The following is a 20,130-nucleotide window of genomic DNA, read 5'->3' on the forward strand; positions in this document are numbered from 1 at the left end:
ACGCCAGTCAATCTCGCTGAATCATGCATCTTCAGGTTGTTTGGGTACTACTCAAAGCACTACCTTCACTTGCTGAAATACCGGAACAGCCGTTAGATTCCGGACGACAAACGCCCTCAATTGAGGGCGTTTGTCGTTAGAGAAAGCGAACTTCCTAAATCAGGAATTAGTGCTTTTTCGGCCCGTAACGAACCAGATCTTTGCCGGTTTCAAACACTTCAGGCGTTACGTCGCGCGCAAGGATAAGTTGATGTTTATCATCCAGCACGGCTAGAAACGGCTGACCATTGGCATTGTTGGTTGCCAGCGCAACACCCGCTACACCCGTCAGTCCCAAACCACCGCTTTCAATGGCGATCAGGAAGGTTTCCAGCTCTTCGAGGGTGCTGATGATATCAATTTTGTCAGTCATAAATTTAGTGTCGTTATGTTTGGTACATTTGGCGGGATTATTCCATGGTTCAGATAAGGCTGGCAATGCGAGAGAGTACTAAAAGAATCACCAAATAGAGAGAAGCTCAGGTGTAGGCTTTCCTTCTGAGTTGCTTCTTCATCAAACTTTCAGCTTCACTGCTATCGTGCTAGCGAGAAGATCTCCCAGTCGTCTTCGGTCCTTTCTCAAAATAAAAATCGCATCTAGAACCCCGAGGACAAGGCACAAGGTATTTCTCAGAAACGACTGGAGTATGGAGCAATACTTGCCTGTCTTTGAGTCCACGACTGAAATGTTGAAGAACATTTTACCAACGCTTCTTCCTCTGGGCAGGGAGTCACAAAAGAGGTAATACGACAACGCAACGAGCAGTGAGTAAATTCGGACATTTTCGTTATCAACACCGGCTTTTTCGAATACGACAAAGCTAGCAAGAAAGAAAAATGCGCTCACAGCCGCGTCGATAATCTGAGCTACATAGCGCTGAAAAAGCGGAGCTGTAATACGAGCAGGAGGTTTAGGTTCTAATTGGCCTCCATCTAAAGAAGGTTCTTCCAAAGCCACATCGACTTTACCCAGAAGCGGTTCCTTTCTATCCATGTATTCACTTATTTATTGAGAGTTATAAAAAGAGAAGTGACAAACTTCCCTATGTTTTAACTGAGGATACCTTAAACAGTGAATACTATTATGTCCCATTAATACAAAGTGTTAGATTTACTCTGCAGCCACACTCAATACTGTTACTGAAAGCAAAAACATTTTAGCAGCGAGCTATCAATATTAATCAGTCCAACAGTACTGCTTTTTAGAGAAGGTTGCTTAGCCACAGTACCTATCGTTTTCTCTAACCTGCCCAAATAGGGATTCCACATCAAACAGGCATGGGTTTTACTTTCTTCCAGATAGCCACAATTGCTATACCGAAACTCATTACTCAATGGGCGGCAGTTTTCCAATTTTTCATTTTGTTCTTTGTCCCAGAACAGGGGGAAATTATGTGCCAACGCCCAAAGTGATGAGCTTTGGGTGTTGGTATTGAATTTTTTGTGATGACTTAGTCGTTTGTCGCTAGCCTTGTCGCTAAACCTAGGAATATGACTCCAAGTATTCCATCAACATGTCGACCCAGCGCGAGTTTTCCTTTGAAGTATAAACTCAGTTTGCTGAATGTCAGTGAGAACAAGATATTCATAAACAGAGCCGTCGTGCTGAGTAACACTCCCAACACCAAGATTTGAGAAGTCAGGCTATCGTTCGAGTGCGTAAATTGGGGTAGAAACATGCTGAAAAACAGAAGGGCTTTGGGGTTCATCAGGTTATTGATTAGCCCCTGATACACAAGCTGTGTCGAACTCAACGACTTCGCTCTTGCTTCACTTTGTGAGAATTGATCATTCGCAAACCACACTTTGAGCATGCAGAGACCAAGCCAAGCGAGATAAAGCGCCCCTATCGTTTTAACTGCAAACGCTACAACTGGCATTGCCTGCATGAGCTTTCCGAGACCAAATGCCACCAGCATCGTTTGAATAAGACCAGCGATGAAAATGCCTAACGCAATCGAGATCCCAGCTTTCAATCCACCAATCGATGAGTAAGTTGAAATAAGCAGCAAATCAGGACCGGGAGAGATCACGAGGAAAAATGTCGATATGAAGAAGAGTGGCAAAATAGCTAAATCAATCATGTCTATCCCCTATCATTCGCAGCAAAGTATGCGCGCATGTTAAACACAACCTCACCGACATACTAGCGCTTGGCAACAATTCTCATCTCTACCAACGCATTGTCAGGGATAAACTCCGATACACCAATGGCAGACCAAGCCGGATATGGCGCTTTGATGTACTCATCCTTAACCCTTGAGAAAACATCAATGTGCTTTTTTAGTTCGATGTGAAATGTGGTCATTTCAACAATATCTGAATAGCAGAGCCCTGCCGCATTCAGATAAACGCCTAGCTTGTAAAACGCATCGTGAAACTGCTCTTCCGGGTCTGTACTGATTGGCTTGTCTTTTCTTGCAGCAGTCACACCGGAAAGATACACAGTGCCATCGGCATCGATCACTGGTGAAAAATGCCAATCATCGAAGTAATGCTTAAATTCTTCTGGGACGATTGATTTCTTCATGACACCCTCTTCGTCATCAGTACATCAATAATTGTGGTGCCTTCAAACTCTTCCGAAGCAAAACCATCCGCATTTTCAAAACCATGCTTCGTGTAAAACTGAATGGCTGTTGCGTTGTTATTCAGCACGTATAAATGGATCTTTCTCACGCCGCTATCTCGAGCTGCATTTTCCAAATTGCGCATAAATAGACTCCCCATGCCCTTTCCATATTGGGTTGGGCAAAGGTACAACTTACTTAGCTCAATGATCTCTCTGGCATCTGGGTGGGGTCGATAGGACATAAACCCAACCACTGTGGAGGCACTTTCCGCAACAACAACAAATTCCGCATTTGTTTGTATAGTTTCCTGCCACTCTTTAATCCGGGCTGAGAGCGTATAGCCTTTGATATAGTTCTCTGGCATTAACCCCTCGAATGCGACTTCCCAAGAGTCGACATGAATTTTTGCTATTTGCTCCGCGTCAGATAACACTGCTTTTCTGAGTTTTATCTCCATCTTTTCTATCCTGATGCCTGACCTTTTTGGACGGCATAAGGTATCACCCGCCACTATCTGTTACTGACAGGTGACCCCCTTAAAATGTAACTTCCCAACATGCGTCGCAAATGCCAAAGAGGTCCAATGAAACTCGCTCCTTTCCCACCATTGGGAGTGCTGTCTTTTTTGGTTCTTTTCTTCACGTCAGCATTACAGAAATTGTCTTGTTCTTTTCCCTGTAAGCGAATAGTGGTGTTCGGTCGCCTGAATCAGTTGCCAGCACTGGGTTTCGGCTGTAATATCGCGCCGATTTTTTCGGGCTCGGATGTCTTTCTGACCGCCCAACCGACGAGATTCTCTGAGTAAATTCAGATGTTAACGCGGGGATGACGATGTATCCCTGAAGTATTAATGCGCCCTATCGAGGGGGCCTTTGGAGGTGGAAACCGACAATGAAAAAATGGTCTTCAATTCTGGCCAGCGCTGCATGTGCAGCCGCTATCTTCACCACACCGGCACAAGCTGCTGATGATCAGCTGATTTTCGCGAACTGGGGTCCTTACATCTCAACAGAGCTGTTGGAACAATTTACCCGCGAAACTGGCATCAAGGTTATCTACTCAACGTACGAGTCGAACGAAACCCTGTATGCTAAAATGAAAACCCACCCAGACGGGTATGATCTTGTGGTGCCATCAACCTACTTCGTAGCAAAAATGCGCGATGAAGGTATGCTCCAGAAAATCGACCATTCGAAGCTGAACAACTTCACCGAGTTGGATAAGAACTACCTCGACAAGCCGTTCGATCCAAGCAACGATTACTCCATTCCTCACGTGATTGCGATGACAGGTCTGGCAGTGAACACAGACATGTACAACCCAGAAGATTTCGACAGCTGGGCAGATCTGTGGAACCCAGAACTAGAAGGCCAAATCATGCTGATGGACGACACCCGCGAAGTGTTCCACATCGCGCTGCGTAAGCTGGGTTACTCGGGTAACTCTACCGATCCAAAACAGATTGATGAAGCATACGAAGAGCTGAAAAAGCTGATGCCAAACGTATTGGTATTCAACTCAGACAACCCAGCGAACCCTTATCTGTCTGGTGAGGTAGGTCTGGGCATGTTGTGGAATGGCTCTGCAGCCGCTGCACAACGTGAAGGTCTGCCGATTGAGCTGGTATGGCCGAAAGAAGGCGGTATCTTCTGGGTAGATAGCCTGGCAATTCCAAAGAACGCGAAGAACACCGAAGCGGCTCACAAGATGATCGACTTCCTTCTGCGTCCAGAGATTGCAGCAAAAATCAGTGCTGATACCGGTTACCTGACTGCGGTTGAGAAGTCTAACGCCGCATACAAAGACAACCCAACTCTGTTCCCGCCACAAGAAGACATTGACCGTGGTGAGTGGCAAGACGCCGTTGGCGACCTGACCGAGAAGTACGAAAACTACTTCCTGCGCTTGAAAACTGGCGAATAACTTTTAGCATCTGTTTACATAAGGCCACCCCAGAAGTGGCCTTTTCGTTGTTTTTCCTTATTTTTTCTACGTAAATATTCTCTGAGAAATCGTCTCATCTTTTAAATTGAGCGTTTGTTTTAAACCGATAGGCAGGCATTTTTTGCATTACTGAATACGCTTTATGAAAGCGGTTTCTTCTATTCACCCCAAGGCCGAAGTTTTGCCTATTCCAAAGCCAACCAACTGGATTTGCAGATATTTTCTTGGGGTGATTTTTTTTCAGAGGAATGAGCAAGAAAAAAGGACGTTAAGCTCTAAGCCAAACTTAACGCCATTAGCACACTGCAGAAAGCGACCTCTCAGCGCTAACACTTATCGTGCTTAATAAACCAGGCGTGGTTTAAGGGTACTCTTCAGAACCGTTAGAAAGTGACGACTGCGCCTAATGCGTAGGTGTTGTTTTTCTCGGTGTTACCTTCGTTCACTTCGGTACGGTTATATTCTGCCACCAGGGTCAGATTGCTATTCACAGTATGGAACCAAGCAACCGCTTTGTTTTCGTACTCCAGCGTTTTAGTGCCATCAGTGTCGACTTCAGTGTTGCCGTAGGACAGCACAAATCGCTCACTATCAAAGGTGTAAGAGCCTTGCAGCAAATAGCCATCTGACTTGGTCTTTTCTGTACTCACGATAGTATCCAAGCCAGCCACATCTCCTAGCCCTGTAGTGCTGAAACCAGAAGCATTCAACGCTAAACCACCGAATCCAACTCGCACACCACCGCCCAAACCATCCGAATCAACAGTGCCATTACTGTCTTCCGAACTTTGGGTCACACCATTGATGTAAGCTTTGAAGTCAACAGTATCAAAGTCGCCGGTGTAAGTGATTTCACTTTCAAATCGAGGGCTGTCTTCCGAGCTATTTGCGCTCTTCTTGCTTGGGTCCATCACACCTACTGCAATTTGGAAACCAGACAGATCAGGTGTGCGATAAGTCATTTGAGCTTTCGGGAATGGGTAGGTGTAACCCGAGCCAATGTTACCGAAAGAAACGTTTCCACCGTCAATAAGGCCATAGTAATCACTGCTTTGGCCGTGACCGAGTAGCAACTCATCGGTAAGGATGTTGCTGCGTGAAAACAGACCGAAGTCCTTACCCAGCAATACCTGTCCCCAATCAGAATCAATAGTGGCGTAGAACTGGCGCACATCAATACCAGAGCGGGTACCTAAGCCTTCTGCACCGCGATTATTGTCGGTGTCATTGAGCGTGACCCAGAATGACGAACGCGCACCAATCTTGAGATCATTCACTTCGGTTTTAAAATTAAAACCAATGTAGTTAGGCAAAAAGCCGATACGAACACGAGACTGGTCACGACTGATTTTATTGCTGTTCGGATCATTGAAGTCAGACAAACGATCAGAGCTCGAATTGGTATAGAAGACGTTGACCAGAAGATCGGTGGTAACAGAATGGGTATCATCGTCATAGAGCGTTACAGCGGCAGATGCATTTGCACACATCATCGCCAAAGTCATTGGCGCAAATTTAAGCGCATGCTTATTCATTAATGGGTACTCCTTACTCATTTTTGCACAAGGCCAAATAACACCACTGCAACTTGGGTAAATCACAGTGAGCACTCATCGTATACCGACGCTAATAACCTAATAATTAAGAGTTAGGATGAAATAAGCCCCACTTTTGAATGAGGAACTAAGAAAGGCAAGAAATACGCTTCCACGATAATTGAACACTAGCTATCTATGCACTAAATATTCAATTATTTGAATATTGGCCATTTGAGAAGCTATGGTGATTATTTGCGTTTCAAGGATCAGTGCTAGGAGACTATGCTGGGGCACCAGAAAATGAAAAAGTGTCCTCCAAATAACAAAAAAAAGAGCCGACATTATCGGCTCTTTTCTTATTAGGCTATCAGTCGCTGAGGCTTAGCAAATCTGCCCTGCCCCCTCAGAAATGTCTTTCTTGTTCTCAAGAGTCGCTTGAGCTGCCAAACGAAGTCCTTCGACGATAGTATCCAGAGACATGGATGGCTGATCGGTCGCAGCTGCTTGCTCTGGTAGCAGAGGGATATGAATAAAGCCGTGGCCGATATCTGTGTCACGTAAAAAGTGCTGAATACCATAAAATACGTGGTTACAAACAAAAGTACCTGCGGTATTCGACACCTGGCAGGGAATACCGTTTTCCTGAAGCTTGCGGGTGATTGCTTTGATCGGCAAGGTCGAGAAATAGGCCGCAGGCCCTTCTTCGTCGATAGGCTCATCAATCGGCTGGTTTCCGCCATTATCTGGAATACGGAAGTCGTCCATGTTAATTGCCACACGCTCAGGTGTGATCGCATTGCGACCCGCAGCCTGACCGACGGTTATTACATAACTTGGTTGATGCGCCTCAATGGCTTCACTGATCGCTTTCAGTGCATCATACCGCGTTACCGGCACTTCACAGGTCACAATCACACCACCGTCAAGCTCAGCGCCATCTAGTTTTTTCACCGCTTCCAGCGCAGGGTTGATCGATGCGCCGCCAAACGGCTCGAAACCCGTAATCAGAACTTTTTTCATCGCTTTCCTCAGAATGCAAAGCTGTACATAACAAATATGTTGAATGCCAAGATGATCAGCCCTGGGATCACCTGCATCAGAATAACGTGGTGCTTGTTTTTCAGTTCAAGCAACGCAGCTGGCACGATGTTGAAGTTTGCCGCCATAGGTGTCATCAGGGTACCGCAATAACCTGAAAGCATGCCCAGCACACCAATAATTGCGGCGTTACCTCCGTTTTCCAACACCAATAGTGGAATACCGATACCTGTCGTGATCACCGCAAAGGCCGCAAAGGCGTTACCCATCACCACAGTGAAAATCATCATACCGGCACAGTAGGCAATCACATTTACCAGCAGCATGTTTTCCGGGATCATCATTTTCACGATTTGCGCGACGGTATCACCCACACCCGCTTGATTAAACAGATAACCCAATGCAGCGAGAAATTGCGACAAAATTGCGGCCCAGCCAATAGAGTCAATCAGGCGACGACCTTCGTTCAGGCTGTGTATAGGCTGACTCTTCGTCATGACCAGCGCCACAATGATTGACGCAATCGAAGCAATACCCAGACCCACCAGCGCGCCCAGAGAAGTGAATTGGCTGATAGCAACGGTTCCCACTGGCACAATCGCCGCGGGGATAAAGAGTTTGTTTTTCAGCACAGACGCGGTTTTCTGACGCTCTTCTTCGTTGGTGGTTTTGTAATTGCCCACACCCATGAAGCCGCCAGCAGCCAGCGCGGTCAACGCAAGTACCATCAAGCCTGTCACCCAGTTCGGTATCATCGTGCCGAAGATAAAGGTCACACCGTAAATTAACCAGAAAAGGCCAGTACCAACTCGTTTGGGATTGTCTTTGTCCAAAAAGGTTTGAAGTGAGAAAGCCAGCAACAGCAAACCTGTGGTTTGGTAAATATATTCAAGCATGGCCATTACCCTTCGCTTTTAATGTCAGTCGCCGTTGCAGCGGCTTTTTCTAAGTTTTTCAGCAAACGGGCTTCCACGATTTTGCTGAAAACCACGAACACGATGTAAGAAGCAATAGCCGTTGGCAGCGCCCACAACGCCATGGTTTCTAACTGTACATCCAACTTGTTGTCAGCCATCACGCCTTTAATCAGCAGGATACCGCCCGTGCCGATAAACAGCAGTTGGCTGAAGAAGTTGCCAAAGTTTTCACTGGCTGCAGCAAGTGCGCGAATGGCCTGACGCTTCTCTTCTTGCAGCTTCGGTGAAGCTTTCTCTGCTGCCGCTTCCGCCATAGGTGCAATTAAAGGACGGATCATGGATGGGTGACCGCCAATGCTCAAACCCATGCCATTCGTCACTTTCCGCAATAGCAGATAAGTCATCAGAATTTTGCTGACAGACGCTTTTTTCATGGAACCAATCAGCTGTTCTGCGCGTTGACGAAGACCATAGCGCTCTAGGATGCCAATCATGGGAAGAATAAGAATGAAAAGAGACATATAGCGGTTTTGGGTGAAGGATTGGCCCAGCGTGGAAAGAATATCCATCAAGGCGATATCGGCAACGAGGCCCGTTGCTACCCCAGCAACTAAAATAACAAGCAAGGTGTTTAGCTTTAGTGCCAACCCTACCGTAATAATTACGATGCCAATCAATGGCCAGAAGTCGATCATGTTTGCCCTCTACACGGCGTTTTTATTGTGTTTTTGGCAGGTTTCCACCTGCCTTCCACCCGAGTATACGAGAGCCGAAATTTCTCCTCCAATCAGAGTTTTTTGTTATAACAACCAATAAATCACTTCAATTACTCCAGTCATTCATTTCTACCACTAAAGTCGAAAAACTCTCCTCTAGTTAAGCAAGGACCCTGCTTTGGTTTGCCTATTTATTCTCCTTTTATCTCTAGCATAAAAGGCAATGAGTGCTTCAAATACGGCCAGCGGGCGAAAAATGAACGAAATGCGCTAAAACAAAGCAACTATTAGGATTATAGATTACGGTGTTTAGATCTCAATTTGAAAACAAAAAGGACCAATAAAGCTATATATACTGGCCGCTTGTTTTGTTGTCCCGAATCGACGCAGTCAATAAGGATGTATGATGGCACCGACTCGTTCTCTGCTCACTTTGATTTTATCTGTCTCCACGCTGTCGGCCTGTACCAACCAGCCAGAACCCATTAAGCCCATTCAGCTTTATTCCAATAAAGAAACGGTTCAGATGTCTTACTGCGCTGAGCTGGCGGATATGGCTTACCTTGTCGCTTCTCAGAAGCTACAAGACCAACCTAAACAATCCCAGATTGACCGATTTGCTTCAGGTACTGCTGCACAAATCAAACTCAATTTGGTCGAAGATGTGTACGCTGCAGATTTCACCAGTGCGTGGAATTATTCCGTCGACCTCTTCGATCAATGTGCAGTAAAGGTCGCCAATATACCTGCAGAGCGCCTAAACGTCGCAAGCTTCTGCGCGCAGAAGTCTTTAGTGGCTGGTGGTGCTTACGATCTCAAACAAGCCGGCGCGCCCAAGCTTGATGCCTACATGGTATTTGCAAGCTACAAAGCCACTAAGCCTTATGAAGTGATTGACGCGGTATACAAGAAATCCTCTTCTCATGACGCTGTTACCAAGAAGACCTGGGATAGCTGCATCGATATCCTCGCGGAATAAGACGCTCGCGCAATTATCAGTTTGAGAGCCCCATCCCGCTGATGGGGCTTAATATCACTTCTGACACACCACCTTTCCGGTTTCCCTTGTTTTACTGTTTTTCGACATGCCATGCCGTTTAAATAATTGGCTTACGGGCTTGTTGTTGCGACTTTTCCGGTGTTGTCACCAATAATGAAATGGAACTCTTAAATTTTAGGGAAGCTATGAAATCGTTGTTCAGAGCACTGGGCTTAGCTTTGCTGTGCTGCCTGGTTTTCTCAGCCAATGGAATGGAAACCGAGCATAAGATCGACTTGGTGAAAGTCGACAAATCTGCCCGCAAGATGTATCTGATTCAGGGGAATAAAATCGTCCGTTGGTACAGCATTTCCCTAGGAGCAAACCCAAAAGGCCACAAACTCCGCGAAGGAGACAAACGCACGCCGGAAGGCCGCTATTTCCTCGACCTGATTAACGAACATTCCAGCTTCTACCGTTCAATCCGCATTAACTACCCCAATGAAACCGATAGCAAACGCGCCGAAAAGCTGGGTTTTAGTCCTGGCGGACAGATTATGATCCACGGACAGAAAAATGGTAACGGCCCTCATCCCAGTATTAAACGGGGCAAAGACTGGACGGATGGTTGTATTGCCATCGATAACGAGGAAATGGATGAGTTTTTAAGTCTGGTGAAAGTGGGAACACCTATTGATATTGAGTGGTGACCGGCAAAAAAACCTGTTGCAGCAACCCTCATCGTCTCGAGTTAAAGAAATTAAAACGCCTTTCACCGCTCCGCCTCCGAAGTGTAAGAGAAACTTCATACACCTCTCCTAGTTTTGGCTCTGGAAAACATAACAACTCAGTTGACTAGGGATAGAACTATGGCACAAATAGAAGCTGTGAATCAGCCGGCGGAGAAGCCTGTCAGTTTCATCGTATGGCTAAAAATCGTTGTACTCGTCTACTTGCTCCTGCTGGCAGTAGGCATGATAGGAACAGGCTTTAAATGGGCGACAGGTGGACAGGCGAAAGAACTGTTCGAATTTGCTTCAAACCCCTTTACAGCACTCATCATTGGTACGGTTTGTACCGCACTCATTCAAAGCTCCAGCACAGTGACGTCTATCATCGTAGGGATGGTGGCAGGCGGTCTTCCCGTCGCTACTGCAATTCCCATGGTGATGGGGGCGAATATTGGTACTACTATCACCAATACCTTGGTAAGTCTGGGTCACGTCCGTAATAAGGAGGAATTTAAGCGCGCATTTGCTGCCGCCACGGTCCACGATTTCTTCAACCTTATTTCCGTGGTTATCTTCCTGCCTTTAGAGATCGCAACTGGATTCCTTCAGAAGATAAGCGCATGGATGGTAGCCCCTCTTTCCAGCACCGATGGTATGAGTATGGGTGACCTTAACTTTATGAAGGCCATCACCAAGCCGATTATCAAATCAGTTCAAGGTGCCATGGAAGTGCTGGGTGATCCTTGGGGCGGCATTGCGATGATTTTCCTCGGTATCGGCCTGATTTTCGTCTCAATCACTTTGATTGGCAAGCTGTTGAAAGTCGCGATGGTAGGTAAAGCTAAACAAATTCTTCACAACGCCATTGGACGTGGTCCGGTTACCGGGATTTTCTCTGGCACCATCATTACCATTCTGGTTCAGTCGAGCTCTACAACCACCAGTCTTGCAGTCCCATTGGTTGGCTCTGGTGTATTTAAAGTGCGGGATATTTATCCCTTCACGCTGGGCGCGAATATAGGTACCTGTGTGACAGCCTTACTTGCCGCTACGGCGGTCAGTGGTGATCTCGCCAATGCTGCCTTGCAAATATCCTTGGTACACCTTGTCTACAACGTCCTCGGGGTGTTAGTGATATTCGGGTTGCCGTTCTTACGGGAAATCCCACTCAGAGCTGCAGCATGGCTTGGCAACCTTGCTGCCGAAAACAAACTCTATGCCGTTGGCTACATACTCTTCGTGTTCTTTGTTATTCCGTTGTTCCTGATTTTGCTGAGCTAGGAGGAAACCATGCCAGATACAAAAATGTCTTACGACGAGCTAGTTGAAGAGATCAACCGCGCACGCAGACTCTTGTCTCAGTTGGAGCTCGCCGCACAAGAGGAGGAAGAACGTCAAAAGCACTTGATGATCGACAACCTTGAAGCCGTCATTGAAGACACCGAACACAACGGTGCGAATTTAAAAGAGTTCAGTAAACTTGCGGCAAGCGAGCTGAAAGCCTTGATCGAGAAGCTGCATAAAAAGCTTCATGATTGAGTGTTAGCGTTAAACCGTTAACTACAGCACTCACATAAGAAAAAAGCCCGATGCAGTCCCCCGCACCGGGCTTCTTTTTTGCTTCTATGTTCTTTTCGTTATGCCGCTTATTCGCAGTCGAAAGCGCCTTTGTCACTCCACGCTTCTGGTGCAGAGGCTGGGCTGTTGTTTACCCACCAGTTTGCCTGATATAGACGACCTTCGAAGATCACTTGCTCACCCGCCAGATACGCTTTACCTGATGTCCACGACACTGGCATTTGACTGATCAGTTTCCACGCATCACTTGAGTCCGGTGTAGCGCCCTGAACCCAGTACTTCGCTTCCCATACCAAGCCATTGAAGCTGACTTTCTCGCTACCAGTGTAAATCGTCGCATTTGACCAAGCTGGGTGGTTAACGGCTTCAGGGTCTGTGCCACATTGCTCGCCTTGCTCCAGCAGGAAGAAGTCAAACATTTGTTGGTCGACCAGATTGCCTTCAGCATCTTTTGAGCGGGAAACCAGCATATGGTGACCGGCTTTTGCGTTTTCCAGCACCATATCAACAGCGGTCGATGTGCCATCAGCCAGGGACAGTTTTTCATAAGCCAGTGCTTCCTGCGAATGGTTATAAACTGTCATTTCAACGGTCAGATCGCCAGAAGCCGTCACAGCCAGATCCAGCGCTACTTTGCCATCACGAATCACATATTCCTGCGCCACACCATCAATGGTCACCGTGTATTCCGGCTCAGGGGATTCAATCTCGTAGCCCACTTCTACACGGGTCAAACCGCTGGCTGATTTCAGGTAGATTGGGTTTGCGCCAAACACTGGGTTAAACGCACCATTGGCATCGCGCTGACCTGCTTGGATGTTCTCATTTGTTTGGTTGATTTTGGTCGCCAGGTTGTAAGACCAGGTATTCGCTTCACCTGCTTTCTCACTGTCGATTTCAAGACGGGTCGATAGCTCTGGGCGCTCGCCTTCTGAATCAAACACACGGGTAAATACCACATCGCCCTTCGTTAGGTTCATACCTGGGTTGATTTGGCCGCCTTGCGTCCACTCTGGCAATACTGGTAGATCACCATCAAATTGCACGTCAATGACGTTATAGAACGCAGCAGCAGTGTCGCCCACATCCCATACCGCCAGAATCACGTGGTAGCCTTCACGCTCTGGCACATCACAGCCGTGCAGCATGGTTTTCGGCGGCTTTTGCATGTTGCCTTCCACCACACAGAAAGGGTTCAGATCGAAGGTGCTGCGCGCCAGTGGCAGGTTCGGGTTCCAATCTGCTTTGGTAATGTAGTATTCCCAGTTACGAGTAACGTGGTTCGCCGTAAAGATCCACTCGAAGTCGTTCATACCCGCTTTGATTGGCTGCTTTACCCAGCGCGATGCGGTTTGTTCGTCAAGCGGAGAAAACTGAATTAAGCCAGCACTGGCGATTTTGCCATCTTCAGGACCGAACTCAGGAAAGCCTTCTGGGCCTTCAACGCTTTGAGGTTCCCATTGAACCTGACCACACGCAGAGTTCTGCTCGCCGGTTGGTGTACTATATTTACAAAGCGCGGCACGGCCAGCAGCAATGCCACCGTCTTTGGCACTGATGTAACCGTGGGACATAACACTTGCGCTGAAAAGCGCCGCCGCGACAGGCAGGAGAGTGGTTTTGAGTTTGAGCATTTGTGTGCTTCCTAATGGCTATTTTTGTTTTGTTAACCAAGCACGGACAAACTTTCGCATCGGAACATTTTCAGCCCTGAATACAGGCTGTCGAAAATGGCGGCCCCGCTATCGTAAGTGGCATTCAATTCACTCTTAGACCGGAAGCTTTGCGTCCTACCTTTTCAGGCAGTTTGCCGTTGACTGTGGAATGGCGCGCATCGTATTCAGAAATTGATATCGCGCAATCTTTTTCTTCATCAAAATTCGCCAATCGATCCATTTAATGAACCAGGATCACAAATTTATCGCTATTTAGGCGATTATTCACCCTAATAGCATGTCGAGATAACCTTCTGTAATAGAAAGAAAAAAGCCAGACATCCTATACAGAGTGTCTGGCTTTTCTAACCACGCTGCGCCGTTAAACGATCTGCTTTCTCATCCGGTAGAGTGTCCAATCCTCTCCCTGAAACTCACGTACTTTTGTTTCATCGTGAAGCCGTTCAAAACCTAACGAGGTATAACAGCGAACCGCCACCTCGTTATGCGCGAATACGGCCAGTGACACAGTGCGGATTGTTGTATCTTCACTCACCACATCAAGCGCCAGTGAAACCAACTGTTTCCCCAGCCCCTGACCACGCGCCGATGTGTCGGCAATCAACACCCGACATAAACGGACTTCCGACTTCGAAACCCGGTAAATATCGATATAGCCAACAGCAATGCCGTCGTGCATGACCAGATAAGGAGTCACCTCCTTTTTCGCAATGTGTTCGCGTACTTTCTCGACCTGCAAAGGGAATTCGAAGGCCGGGCCTCCCCATAGGAAGTTATCCCGGGCACTTCTTATCCAATCACAAAGCTGTGGCGCGTTCTCTTCACGAAACGGGACCAGTAGCATCAGGCTGGCTTTTCCTCAGATTTGTCTTCAGCGTCATCGTTGAAGTCGTCGAGGTAATCTTTTGGCGGTGGTGTCCACTCACGCTCTGTCATGCTGTGACGATCCATTCTGTCTTCGTTCATCGCGTCACGAATGGCTTCTTCAAGTTGGATAAACAGATGCTGGTAATGGGTATCGTAGCTCTTACTGTCATCACCACCTTTCCACGTTTCAAACAGCTTCTGCGAACTTTCATTCTCGACGCGTCTGAATGTGGCCTTGTGCTGTTCAACCACGAACGGGTGCTCACCCAATGAACGAAGTGCTTCCGCACCAAGCTCCAACGCGGAAAGAAACGTTTCTTTGATCACGTAATCAGCTCCTGCATGGCGCAGCATATAAGCATGACCACGGTCAAAAGCACGAGCCAGAATCTTCACATGTGGATAGGTCTGTTTAACGTATTCCACCAGTTCCGTCGTGGTTTCCTGATTATCCATCGACACCACGAGTATCGCTGCTTCTTCAATACCTGCCGTGTGAAGATGTTCAGGACGTGTAGCATCACCGAAGTAGCTCTTAATATTGATTTGACGAAGATTTTCAATTTGCGCCGCTTCGTAATCAAGGACGACTGTCTTCACGCCATTGGCAGTCAACATTCGGTTCACAATCTGACCAAAGCGACCAACACCCGCGATGATCACACTGCCCTGTTCCTCAATTTCATCGGCTTCACGATCGTTCGCGCTTTTCTCGAAGCGCGGCAGAATCACTTTGTCATACAGGATGAATAAACCCGGCGTCAGGAACATCGAAATCGCCACAACCAAAGACAGCAATTGAGCAACGTCCATCGGCAACACATGGTTCTGCATAGAAAAACTCAACAGAACAAAACCAAACTCACCCGCTTGCGCAAGGCTCAACGTAAACAGCCAACGTGCCGTTCCTTTGATGCGGAAAATCAGCGACAGAATAAACAGAATCGCTGCCTTGAGAACCATCAAGCCAATGGTCAATCCAATGATGACAAAGAAGTCATCAAACAGAATGCCGAAGTTTATGCCCGCACCGACGGTGATAAAGAACAACCCCAGCAACAAACCTTTAAACGGCTCAATGTTAGATTCCAACTCATGGCGGAATTCACTGTTCGCCAATACCACACCCGCAAGGAATGTTCCCAGTGCTGGGGAAAGTCCAATCAAGCTCATCAGCGCTGCGATACCAATCACCAGCATCAATGCTGTCGCGGTAAAGATTTCGCGAAGGCCAGAGCTTGCCACGAAGCGGAACAGTGGACGGCTTAAGAAATGTCCGCCAACAACCACACCCGCAATTGCACCCAAGATAACCAAGCCCAATGCCCAGCCGGGAAGCCCAGCCACCAGGCTCATTTCTTCATGATGATCAGCCGCAGCCGCGGCTGCAGATTGTGCCTGCTCAACCAACTCCGGCAACGCCAGAAGCGGGATAAACGCCAGCATTGGGATAACAGCGATATCCTGGAACAGCAATACTGAGAATGCGCTTCGCCCACCTTCCGTTTTGGTCAGGCGTTTTTCATTAAAGGTTTGCAGAACGATGGCGGTGGAAGACAGCGCGAAGATAAGACCAATCGCCAGCGCGACGCTCCATACCTGATTCAGCGCCAGCGCAATACCCATCACGATGGCTGCTGTCAGACCAACCTGCAAACCACCCAAGCCAAGTAGTTTGTTACGCATTGACCACAACATTTTGGGTTCAAGTTCTAGGCCCACCAGAAACAGCATCATCACCACGCCAAACTCTGCAAAGTGCTGAATGGTGGTGGTTTCATCACCCACCAGACCAATCACGGGGCCAATCACCACACCGGCAATCAGATAACCAAGCACAGAACCTAAACCCAGCTTTTTGGCGATAGGCACTGCAACAACGGCAGCAATCAGGTAAATAAATGCCTGTAGAAAAATGCCTGTCATGACTCACCTTCCTTGAGCACATGTCCAATATTAGTAGCGGTAATTTTTTCACTCGCCGCTGCTTTTTCAAGGTCTACTCTTCCACTCACGAATGCTTTTAAAAGCAACTCGTAACTTGAAGTGTGCCGCCCAACCTTGTCGTCTTCCACTGCGGTTCGGGAACCAAACAGTGCGTAAGGGGCAAGATAATTCATACCCGTCAGACAAGCCATTTGCTCCATGGGAGCAAGTAATTGACGGATTTTGAAGTGGTTAAAACCATCCGCTTTATAGGCTTCTTCCATGCCACCAGCAGTGATGGCACACAAGAATTGTTTTCCACGTAGTGCCGTACCTTTCGATCCATAGGCAAAGCCATATTCCAACACCAAATCTTGCCATTCTTTCAAAATGGACGGGGTGGAATACCAATAGAGAGGAAACTGGAAAATCACCACATCGTGCTCAAGCAGACGTTTTTGTTCCAGATCGATATTGATGTGGTAGTCGGGATATTCAGCGTAAAGGTCAACGGTTGTCACCCCCTCCACTGATTGAGCCACTTTATAGAGCGGCGCGTTCACTTCTGAACGCCGTTGCGAAGGATGCGCAAACAGCACCAGAACCTTGTTTTTATTGTCTGCCATAGCTTTCCTTAGTGACTGACTGGATTAGCACATTAAATGTCGCGAGCAAGATTTAATGCACAACCTACTGCGTCTAGTCTAGTTAATATCACGACTATCTTACCTTCTGAATCTCACTGATATTTTCTCAATTTAGCAATTTCTCACCGAAAGGTTACTAAAAGTATACTGGTTGACAGTGGTAACCATGATGGCCAATCTTGTTTAACAAATCACTGGGAGGCTAGAAAATGACTTATACAAACAAGCTGGCTGCGGGAAGCGAATTCCCATCAATAACACTGAAGGATCTTGAAGGCGGCGAGCATACACTCGGCAAACCTCGCGAAGGAGCAACCTGGCAGATGGTGGTGGTTTACCGTGGTCGTCACTGTCCAATGTGTACGCGCTACCTGAACCATCTTGAAGATTACAAAGAGAAACTGGCGGATATTAGCATCGATATTGTTGCTGCATCTGGCGACAGCAGCACTCAACTTGAAGAGCACATGACGCGCTTGGAAGTGTCCTTCCCGCTTGCATACGGCTTATCTGAAGCGCAAATGAAAGAGCTGGGTCTTTGGGTTTCTCTTCCGCGTTCAGAGCAGGAAACTGACCACAACTTTGCAGAGCCAGGACTTTTCGTCATTAACGAGCAGGGCACAGTGCAAGTCGTCGATATTTCCAATAACCCATTTGTTCGCCCTGATGTGGAAACGCTGGTGAATGGTCTGGCGTGGATTCGTAATCCAGATAACAACTACCCAATCCGTGGTACAGCGCCTTACTGAAAAATAAAAAAGAAAGCCTCGCTTGAGGCTTTCTTTTTCTCCCTTTCGTCAAAAAGCATGCTTAATCGTTAGCCAAAACTCGTCATCTTCATCCGCATTAATCGCCAAACTGGTTTCCGGCGAAATGTTGTGACCAACCTGAGTCACCATTTCGAACAGCCGGATTTTCCTGCCATCCAGACTGTAGGTGTATTGGGGAACCAGATTCACGAACCAGTCATCGCTCACTTGCCAACGCACAAAGGTATACAAGGTCGCAATAGAGGTATCCGGAAAGGCAACCCGCTTTACCCGCTCATCATCTGTCCAGGTCTCGCCATAGAGCAATGCCGGATTAATTCTTAAATTGTCGCCAACCGGAATGATTTGAATAATGCCTAGTGAAGCTCTGTTCACCGCAAACTGACCACTGTTGTCATGTTGACCATCAAAGAAAATTCCGGTGCCGCTGCCTTTATAAACGGAAAAGTGACGCAAATGGGCGGTTTCAAAATCGTTCTTCAATTGAAAGAAACTGTTGTGTCCAAAGGTGCTTTCTTCATCATTGAGGCCGACTTGGAAAATCGCGCCATATCCGTTTGTACCTGTCCGTAAACCCACAAATGAACTGATAGAGGTGGGATCATCTTTATCCCCAACAATGGTCTCAGTGGCAGAAACCATACCCGCTGCCAACATGGTGACCAAATACATTGCGATTGGGCCAAATAGTGACTTCATCTTGCTCTCCTTGCCTATTTTCAGACAAGACTCACCCCGGCCGGAGGTTCACGCCCCTGCCCTATGAACTGGTGAGCATTGTCTATTTGAATGAATTAGTTATTCGAACATGGGAAAAACAATTCGAACTTGCTGGTTGTGGTGTAGAAGGTTTTAGGGAAGTACTCACCCATGACGGAAGGAATGTCTTTATCCTGATAGATATTCTGAATGGCCTGCCTAAATTCAGGTTTAGCCAGCATATGTCGAATTTGAACAATCGATGCATCTTCATCAAACACGCCATCTCCGTCATCTGCCATCGGGATCCAACCAATGCCACACTCTGGAAAGGCATTTCTTGGCCTGTCTGATTCGCGGCTCACCACCACGGTAAAGTAGCCATTTTGATCAACCGGGATATGCTCGTCATAAAGGCAATCATTCACGCGGGTGTTCGCAAAACCTTTGTTGGAGCACACAGACCAATAGCGCAGATCACCGGTTCCCATGGTCTTATCACCGTTAAAGGTTTTCGGAGTGGTAGGTGCCTTTGCTCTCAGAACAAATACGGGCCCTAACTTACGGTTAACCACCGTTCGAATGTAGTTGTTATCCAGGTTTGGATAGAAGCCGCCTTCACTTCGGCGCGAGTTCGGGTCAATGTCTCCCGTAAAGATCCCCAGCAAGCTCTTCCGGTCTAACTGGATGTGCCATTTCGCAGGATTTGTGGCAGGAAACCCAAGGGGCTTGTCGGGCTGGTCGGCAAGTTCGATATATTGCGCTACTGGAATACCTAATGCGCTGAAATTCGCTCTTAACATCTGCTTGGCATTCAGCGCATCACAGGCGTCCTGCCCACGCAGCTCTTTTCCATCCGCTAAGGTAACCACAGGGGTTGGCAACGGACTACCCGCAGTTTCTCCTGTGTTTTGATCTTGGGCGTAAATGCGGTAAATGAGAACTTGCTGACCATTGGCATAGCTTGGCGCGTGAATAACATCAGATTCAAATCCATCCCGCACCAATGCTCCTGTGTAATCTTCTGACGGTTTTGCATCCCGCACCTTGACGTAATAGCTTCGTTGCTCGTTATCTCTTGAATTCCCCACGCGGTAAGGATTATCACTGCCTTCCAGTGGTTTTATCGCGTAATCAGGCAGGGATTGGACCGGCCTTCCTCCTTCGTCGTAGCTAATAAGGGACATGTATCTGGAATAAGGAAACTCCCCTTCCAGATGCATTTTGGCACCCTTGGGAATACTGAATGCTGCTCCCCAGTATTTCACTGCGGCATCGGGATATGCCACATTGATGTAGGGGTCGGCTGAAACAGGTCCATAGCGGAATAGGCAGGAACGTTCGCCCGGCAGGCTTTCAAATCCCTCCGTTGCAGATGCCTGAGAAGCGATGAGTCCTGAAAGCATCATCAACAGACTTAAACTTGTCGCCATCTTCTTTGAACGATGGTGATTTCGCAGTTTTTTCATTCTCGATACCTCATTCGTAGTTG

General features: G+C 47.4%; 21 protein-coding genes and 1 riboswitch. Of the genes, 6 read left to right on the forward strand and 15 right to left on the reverse strand.

Going from position 1 to position 20,130, the window contains the following annotated elements; all coding sequences use genetic code 11:
- Window positions 1-166: 166 nt before the first annotated feature.
- The 5 genes from RN22_RS07950 to RN22_RS07970 all read right to left on the reverse strand — a co-directional run bounded on the left by RN22_RS07950 (window position 167) and on the right by RN22_RS07970 (window position 3,069).
- Window positions 167-412, reverse strand: a complete 246-nt coding sequence (locus RN22_RS07950) for a hypothetical protein (RefSeq protein ID WP_046303835.1) — start codon at window positions 410-412, stop codon at window positions 167-169.
- A gap of 141 nt (window positions 413-553) precedes the next feature.
- Window positions 554-1,033: an RDD family protein gene (locus tag RN22_RS07955; RefSeq protein WP_052737508.1), complete on the reverse strand. Its 480-nt coding sequence runs from the start codon at window positions 1,031-1,033 to the stop codon at window positions 554-556.
- 457 nt (window positions 1,034-1,490) lie between these two features.
- Window positions 1,491-2,123 carry a LysE family translocator gene (locus RN22_RS07960; protein WP_046303836.1) on the reverse strand — a complete coding sequence of 211 codons (633 nt, stop codon included), beginning with the start codon at window positions 2,121-2,123 and terminating at the stop codon, window positions 1,491-1,493.
- A 62-nt stretch (window positions 2,124-2,185) separates the two neighbouring features.
- Complete coding sequence (locus RN22_RS07965) at window positions 2,186-2,569, reverse strand: RidA family protein (protein WP_046303837.1); 384 nt, start codon at window positions 2,567-2,569, stop codon at window positions 2,186-2,188.
- Window positions 2,566-3,069, reverse strand: coding sequence for a GNAT family N-acetyltransferase (locus tag RN22_RS07970; RefSeq protein ID WP_046303838.1), 504 nt, complete (start codon window positions 3,067-3,069; stop codon window positions 2,566-2,568). Before RN22_RS07970 ends, RN22_RS07965 begins: the two co-directional genes overlap by 4 nt.
- 434 nt (window positions 3,070-3,503) lie before the next feature.
- Between RN22_RS07970 and RN22_RS07980 the strand changes: the two genes are divergently transcribed.
- The gene (locus RN22_RS07980) at window positions 3,504-4,535 is read left to right on the forward strand and encodes an extracellular solute-binding protein (RefSeq protein WP_002538584.1); all 1,032 of its coding nucleotides are present in this window, start codon (window positions 3,504-3,506) and stop codon (window positions 4,533-4,535) included.
- Window positions 4,536-4,939: 404 nt separating this feature from the next.
- On the opposite strand, the gene RN22_RS07985 is transcribed toward RN22_RS07980, so the two are convergent.
- The 4 genes from RN22_RS07985 to RN22_RS08000 all read right to left on the reverse strand — a co-directional run bounded on the left by RN22_RS07985 (window position 4,940) and on the right by RN22_RS08000 (window position 8,744).
- The gene (locus RN22_RS07985; RefSeq protein WP_002538582.1) at window positions 4,940-6,091 is read right to left on the reverse strand and encodes a porin; all 1,152 of its coding nucleotides are present in this window, start codon (window positions 6,089-6,091) and stop codon (window positions 4,940-4,942) included.
- A 384-nt stretch (window positions 6,092-6,475) separates the two neighbouring features.
- A complete protein-coding gene (gene pcp / locus RN22_RS07990; RefSeq protein ID WP_002538581.1) occupies window positions 6,476-7,114 on the reverse strand; it encodes a pyroglutamyl-peptidase I in 639 nt (212 codons plus the stop codon).
- Window positions 7,115-7,122: 8 nt separating this feature from the next.
- Window positions 7,123-8,028 (reverse strand): DUF979 domain-containing protein, encoded by a 906-nt coding sequence (locus tag RN22_RS07995; protein ID WP_046303862.1) that lies wholly within the window; start codon window positions 8,026-8,028, stop codon window positions 7,123-7,125.
- A 5-nt stretch (window positions 8,029-8,033) separates the two neighbouring features.
- Complete coding sequence (locus RN22_RS08000; RefSeq protein ID WP_046303840.1) at window positions 8,034-8,744, reverse strand: DUF969 domain-containing protein; 711 nt, start codon at window positions 8,742-8,744, stop codon at window positions 8,034-8,036.
- A 427-nt stretch (window positions 8,745-9,171) separates the two neighbouring features.
- On the opposite strand from RN22_RS08000, the gene RN22_RS08005 reads away from it, so the two are divergent.
- From RN22_RS08005 to RN22_RS08020, 4 genes are all read left to right on the forward strand, one after another.
- The gene (locus RN22_RS08005) at window positions 9,172-9,744 is read left to right on the forward strand and encodes a hypothetical protein (RefSeq protein ID WP_046303841.1); all 573 of its coding nucleotides are present in this window, start codon (window positions 9,172-9,174) and stop codon (window positions 9,742-9,744) included.
- A gap of 206 nt (window positions 9,745-9,950) precedes the next feature.
- Window positions 9,951-10,454: a murein L,D-transpeptidase family protein gene (locus RN22_RS08010; RefSeq protein ID WP_046303842.1), complete on the forward strand. Its 504-nt coding sequence runs from the start codon at window positions 9,951-9,953 to the stop codon at window positions 10,452-10,454.
- Window positions 10,455-10,613: 159 nt separating this feature from the next.
- Window positions 10,614-11,756 (forward strand): Na/Pi symporter, encoded by a 1,143-nt coding sequence (locus RN22_RS08015; protein WP_046303843.1) that lies wholly within the window; start codon window positions 10,614-10,616, stop codon window positions 11,754-11,756.
- 9 nt (window positions 11,757-11,765) lie between these two features.
- Window positions 11,766-12,014, forward strand: coding sequence for a hypothetical protein (locus RN22_RS08020; protein WP_046303844.1), 249 nt, complete (start codon window positions 11,766-11,768; stop codon window positions 12,012-12,014).
- Between the two features lie 107 nt (window positions 12,015-12,121).
- Here RN22_RS08020 and gbpA read toward each other — a convergent pair whose 3' ends face one another.
- The 4 genes from gbpA to RN22_RS08040 all read right to left on the reverse strand — a co-directional run bounded on the left by gbpA (window position 12,122) and on the right by RN22_RS08040 (window position 17,148).
- Window positions 12,122-13,687 (reverse strand): N-acetylglucosamine-binding protein GbpA, encoded by a 1,566-nt coding sequence (gene gbpA, locus RN22_RS08025; protein WP_046303845.1) that lies wholly within the window; start codon window positions 13,685-13,687, stop codon window positions 12,122-12,124.
- A 95-nt stretch (window positions 13,688-13,782) separates the two neighbouring features.
- A riboswitch (cyclic di-GMP riboswitch) is annotated at window positions 13,783-13,875 on the reverse strand.
- 215 nt (window positions 13,876-14,090) lie between these two features.
- Entirely contained in the window at window positions 14,091-14,573 is a 483-nt protein-coding gene (locus tag RN22_RS08030; RefSeq protein ID WP_046303846.1) for a GNAT family N-acetyltransferase, read from the reverse strand.
- A complete protein-coding gene (locus RN22_RS08035; RefSeq protein WP_046303847.1) occupies window positions 14,573-16,522 on the reverse strand; it encodes a monovalent cation:proton antiporter-2 (CPA2) family protein in 1,950 nt (649 codons plus the stop codon). The genes RN22_RS08030 and RN22_RS08035 overlap by 1 nt, the downstream gene beginning before the upstream one ends.
- The gene (locus RN22_RS08040) at window positions 16,519-17,148 is read right to left on the reverse strand and encodes an NAD(P)H-dependent oxidoreductase (protein ID WP_046303848.1); all 630 of its coding nucleotides are present in this window, start codon (window positions 17,146-17,148) and stop codon (window positions 16,519-16,521) included. Before RN22_RS08040 ends, RN22_RS08035 begins: the two co-directional genes overlap by 4 nt.
- Before the next feature lie 230 nt (window positions 17,149-17,378).
- Here RN22_RS08040 and RN22_RS08045 point away from each other — a divergent pair, with 230 nt between their 5' ends.
- On the forward strand, window positions 17,379-17,918 hold the full coding sequence (locus RN22_RS08045) for a peroxiredoxin (protein ID WP_046303849.1): 540 nt from the start codon (window positions 17,379-17,381) through the stop codon (window positions 17,916-17,918).
- Between the two features lie 48 nt (window positions 17,919-17,966).
- Here the strand turns inward: RN22_RS08045 and RN22_RS08050 are convergent, their stop codons facing one another.
- Window positions 17,967-18,638: a hypothetical protein gene (locus tag RN22_RS08050; protein WP_197076269.1), complete on the reverse strand. Its 672-nt coding sequence runs from the start codon at window positions 18,636-18,638 to the stop codon at window positions 17,967-17,969.
- Window positions 18,639-18,733: 95 nt separating this feature from the next.
- A complete protein-coding gene (locus tag RN22_RS08055) occupies window positions 18,734-20,107 on the reverse strand; it encodes a hypothetical protein (protein WP_197076270.1) in 1,374 nt (457 codons plus the stop codon).
- Between the last annotated feature and the right edge of the window lie 23 nt (window positions 20,108-20,130).

It is taken from the genome of Grimontia sp. AD028 (genome assembly GCF_000973155.1).
Taxonomy (GTDB): Bacteria; Pseudomonadota; Gammaproteobacteria; order Enterobacterales; family Vibrionaceae; genus Enterovibrio; species Enterovibrio indicus.

Coding starts and splice junctions, on each gene's coding strand:
- RN22_RS07950 (WP_046303835.1), bottom strand. CDS start 412: ATGACTGACAAAATTGATATCATCAGCACCCTCGAAGAGCTGGAAACC.
- RN22_RS07955 (WP_052737508.1), bottom strand. CDS start 1,033: ATGGATAGAAAGGAACCGCTTCTGGGTAAAGTCGATGTGGCTTTGGAA.
- RN22_RS07960 (WP_046303836.1), bottom strand. CDS start 2,123: ATGATTGATTTAGCTATTTTGCCACTCTTCTTCATATCGACATTTTTC.
- RN22_RS07965 (WP_046303837.1), bottom strand. CDS start 2,569: ATGAAGAAATCAATCGTCCCAGAAGAATTTAAGCATTACTTCGATGAT.
- RN22_RS07970 (WP_046303838.1), bottom strand. CDS start 3,069: ATGGAGATAAAACTCAGAAAAGCAGTGTTATCTGACGCGGAGCAAATA.
- RN22_RS07980 (WP_002538584.1), top strand. CDS start 3,504: ATGAAAAAATGGTCTTCAATTCTGGCCAGCGCTGCATGTGCAGCCGCT.
- RN22_RS07985 (WP_002538582.1), bottom strand. CDS start 6,091: ATGAATAAGCATGCGCTTAAATTTGCGCCAATGACTTTGGCGATGATG.
- pcp (WP_002538581.1), bottom strand. CDS start 7,114: ATGAAAAAAGTTCTGATTACGGGTTTCGAGCCGTTTGGCGGCGCATCG.
- RN22_RS07995 (WP_046303862.1), bottom strand. CDS start 8,028: ATGCTTGAATATATTTACCAAACCACAGGTTTGCTGTTGCTGGCTTTC.
- RN22_RS08000 (WP_046303840.1), bottom strand. CDS start 8,744: ATGATCGACTTCTGGCCATTGATTGGCATCGTAATTATTACGGTAGGG.
- RN22_RS08005 (WP_046303841.1), top strand. CDS start 9,172: ATGGCACCGACTCGTTCTCTGCTCACTTTGATTTTATCTGTCTCCACG.
- RN22_RS08010 (WP_046303842.1), top strand. CDS start 9,951: ATGAAATCGTTGTTCAGAGCACTGGGCTTAGCTTTGCTGTGCTGCCTG.
- RN22_RS08015 (WP_046303843.1), top strand. CDS start 10,614: ATGGCACAAATAGAAGCTGTGAATCAGCCGGCGGAGAAGCCTGTCAGT.
- RN22_RS08020 (WP_046303844.1), top strand. CDS start 11,766: ATGCCAGATACAAAAATGTCTTACGACGAGCTAGTTGAAGAGATCAAC.
- gbpA (WP_046303845.1), bottom strand. CDS start 13,687: ATGCTCAAACTCAAAACCACTCTCCTGCCTGTCGCGGCGGCGCTTTTC.
- RN22_RS08030 (WP_046303846.1), bottom strand. CDS start 14,573: ATGCTACTGGTCCCGTTTCGTGAAGAGAACGCGCCACAGCTTTGTGAT.
- RN22_RS08035 (WP_046303847.1), bottom strand. CDS start 16,522: ATGACAGGCATTTTTCTACAGGCATTTATTTACCTGATTGCTGCCGTT.
- RN22_RS08040 (WP_046303848.1), bottom strand. CDS start 17,148: ATGGCAGACAATAAAAACAAGGTTCTGGTGCTGTTTGCGCATCCTTCG.
- RN22_RS08045 (WP_046303849.1), top strand. CDS start 17,379: ATGACTTATACAAACAAGCTGGCTGCGGGAAGCGAATTCCCATCAATA.
- RN22_RS08050 (WP_197076269.1), bottom strand. CDS start 18,638: ATGAAGTCACTATTTGGCCCAATCGCAATGTATTTGGTCACCATGTTG.
- RN22_RS08055 (WP_197076270.1), bottom strand. CDS start 20,107: ATGAAAAAACTGCGAAATCACCATCGTTCAAAGAAGATGGCGACAAGT.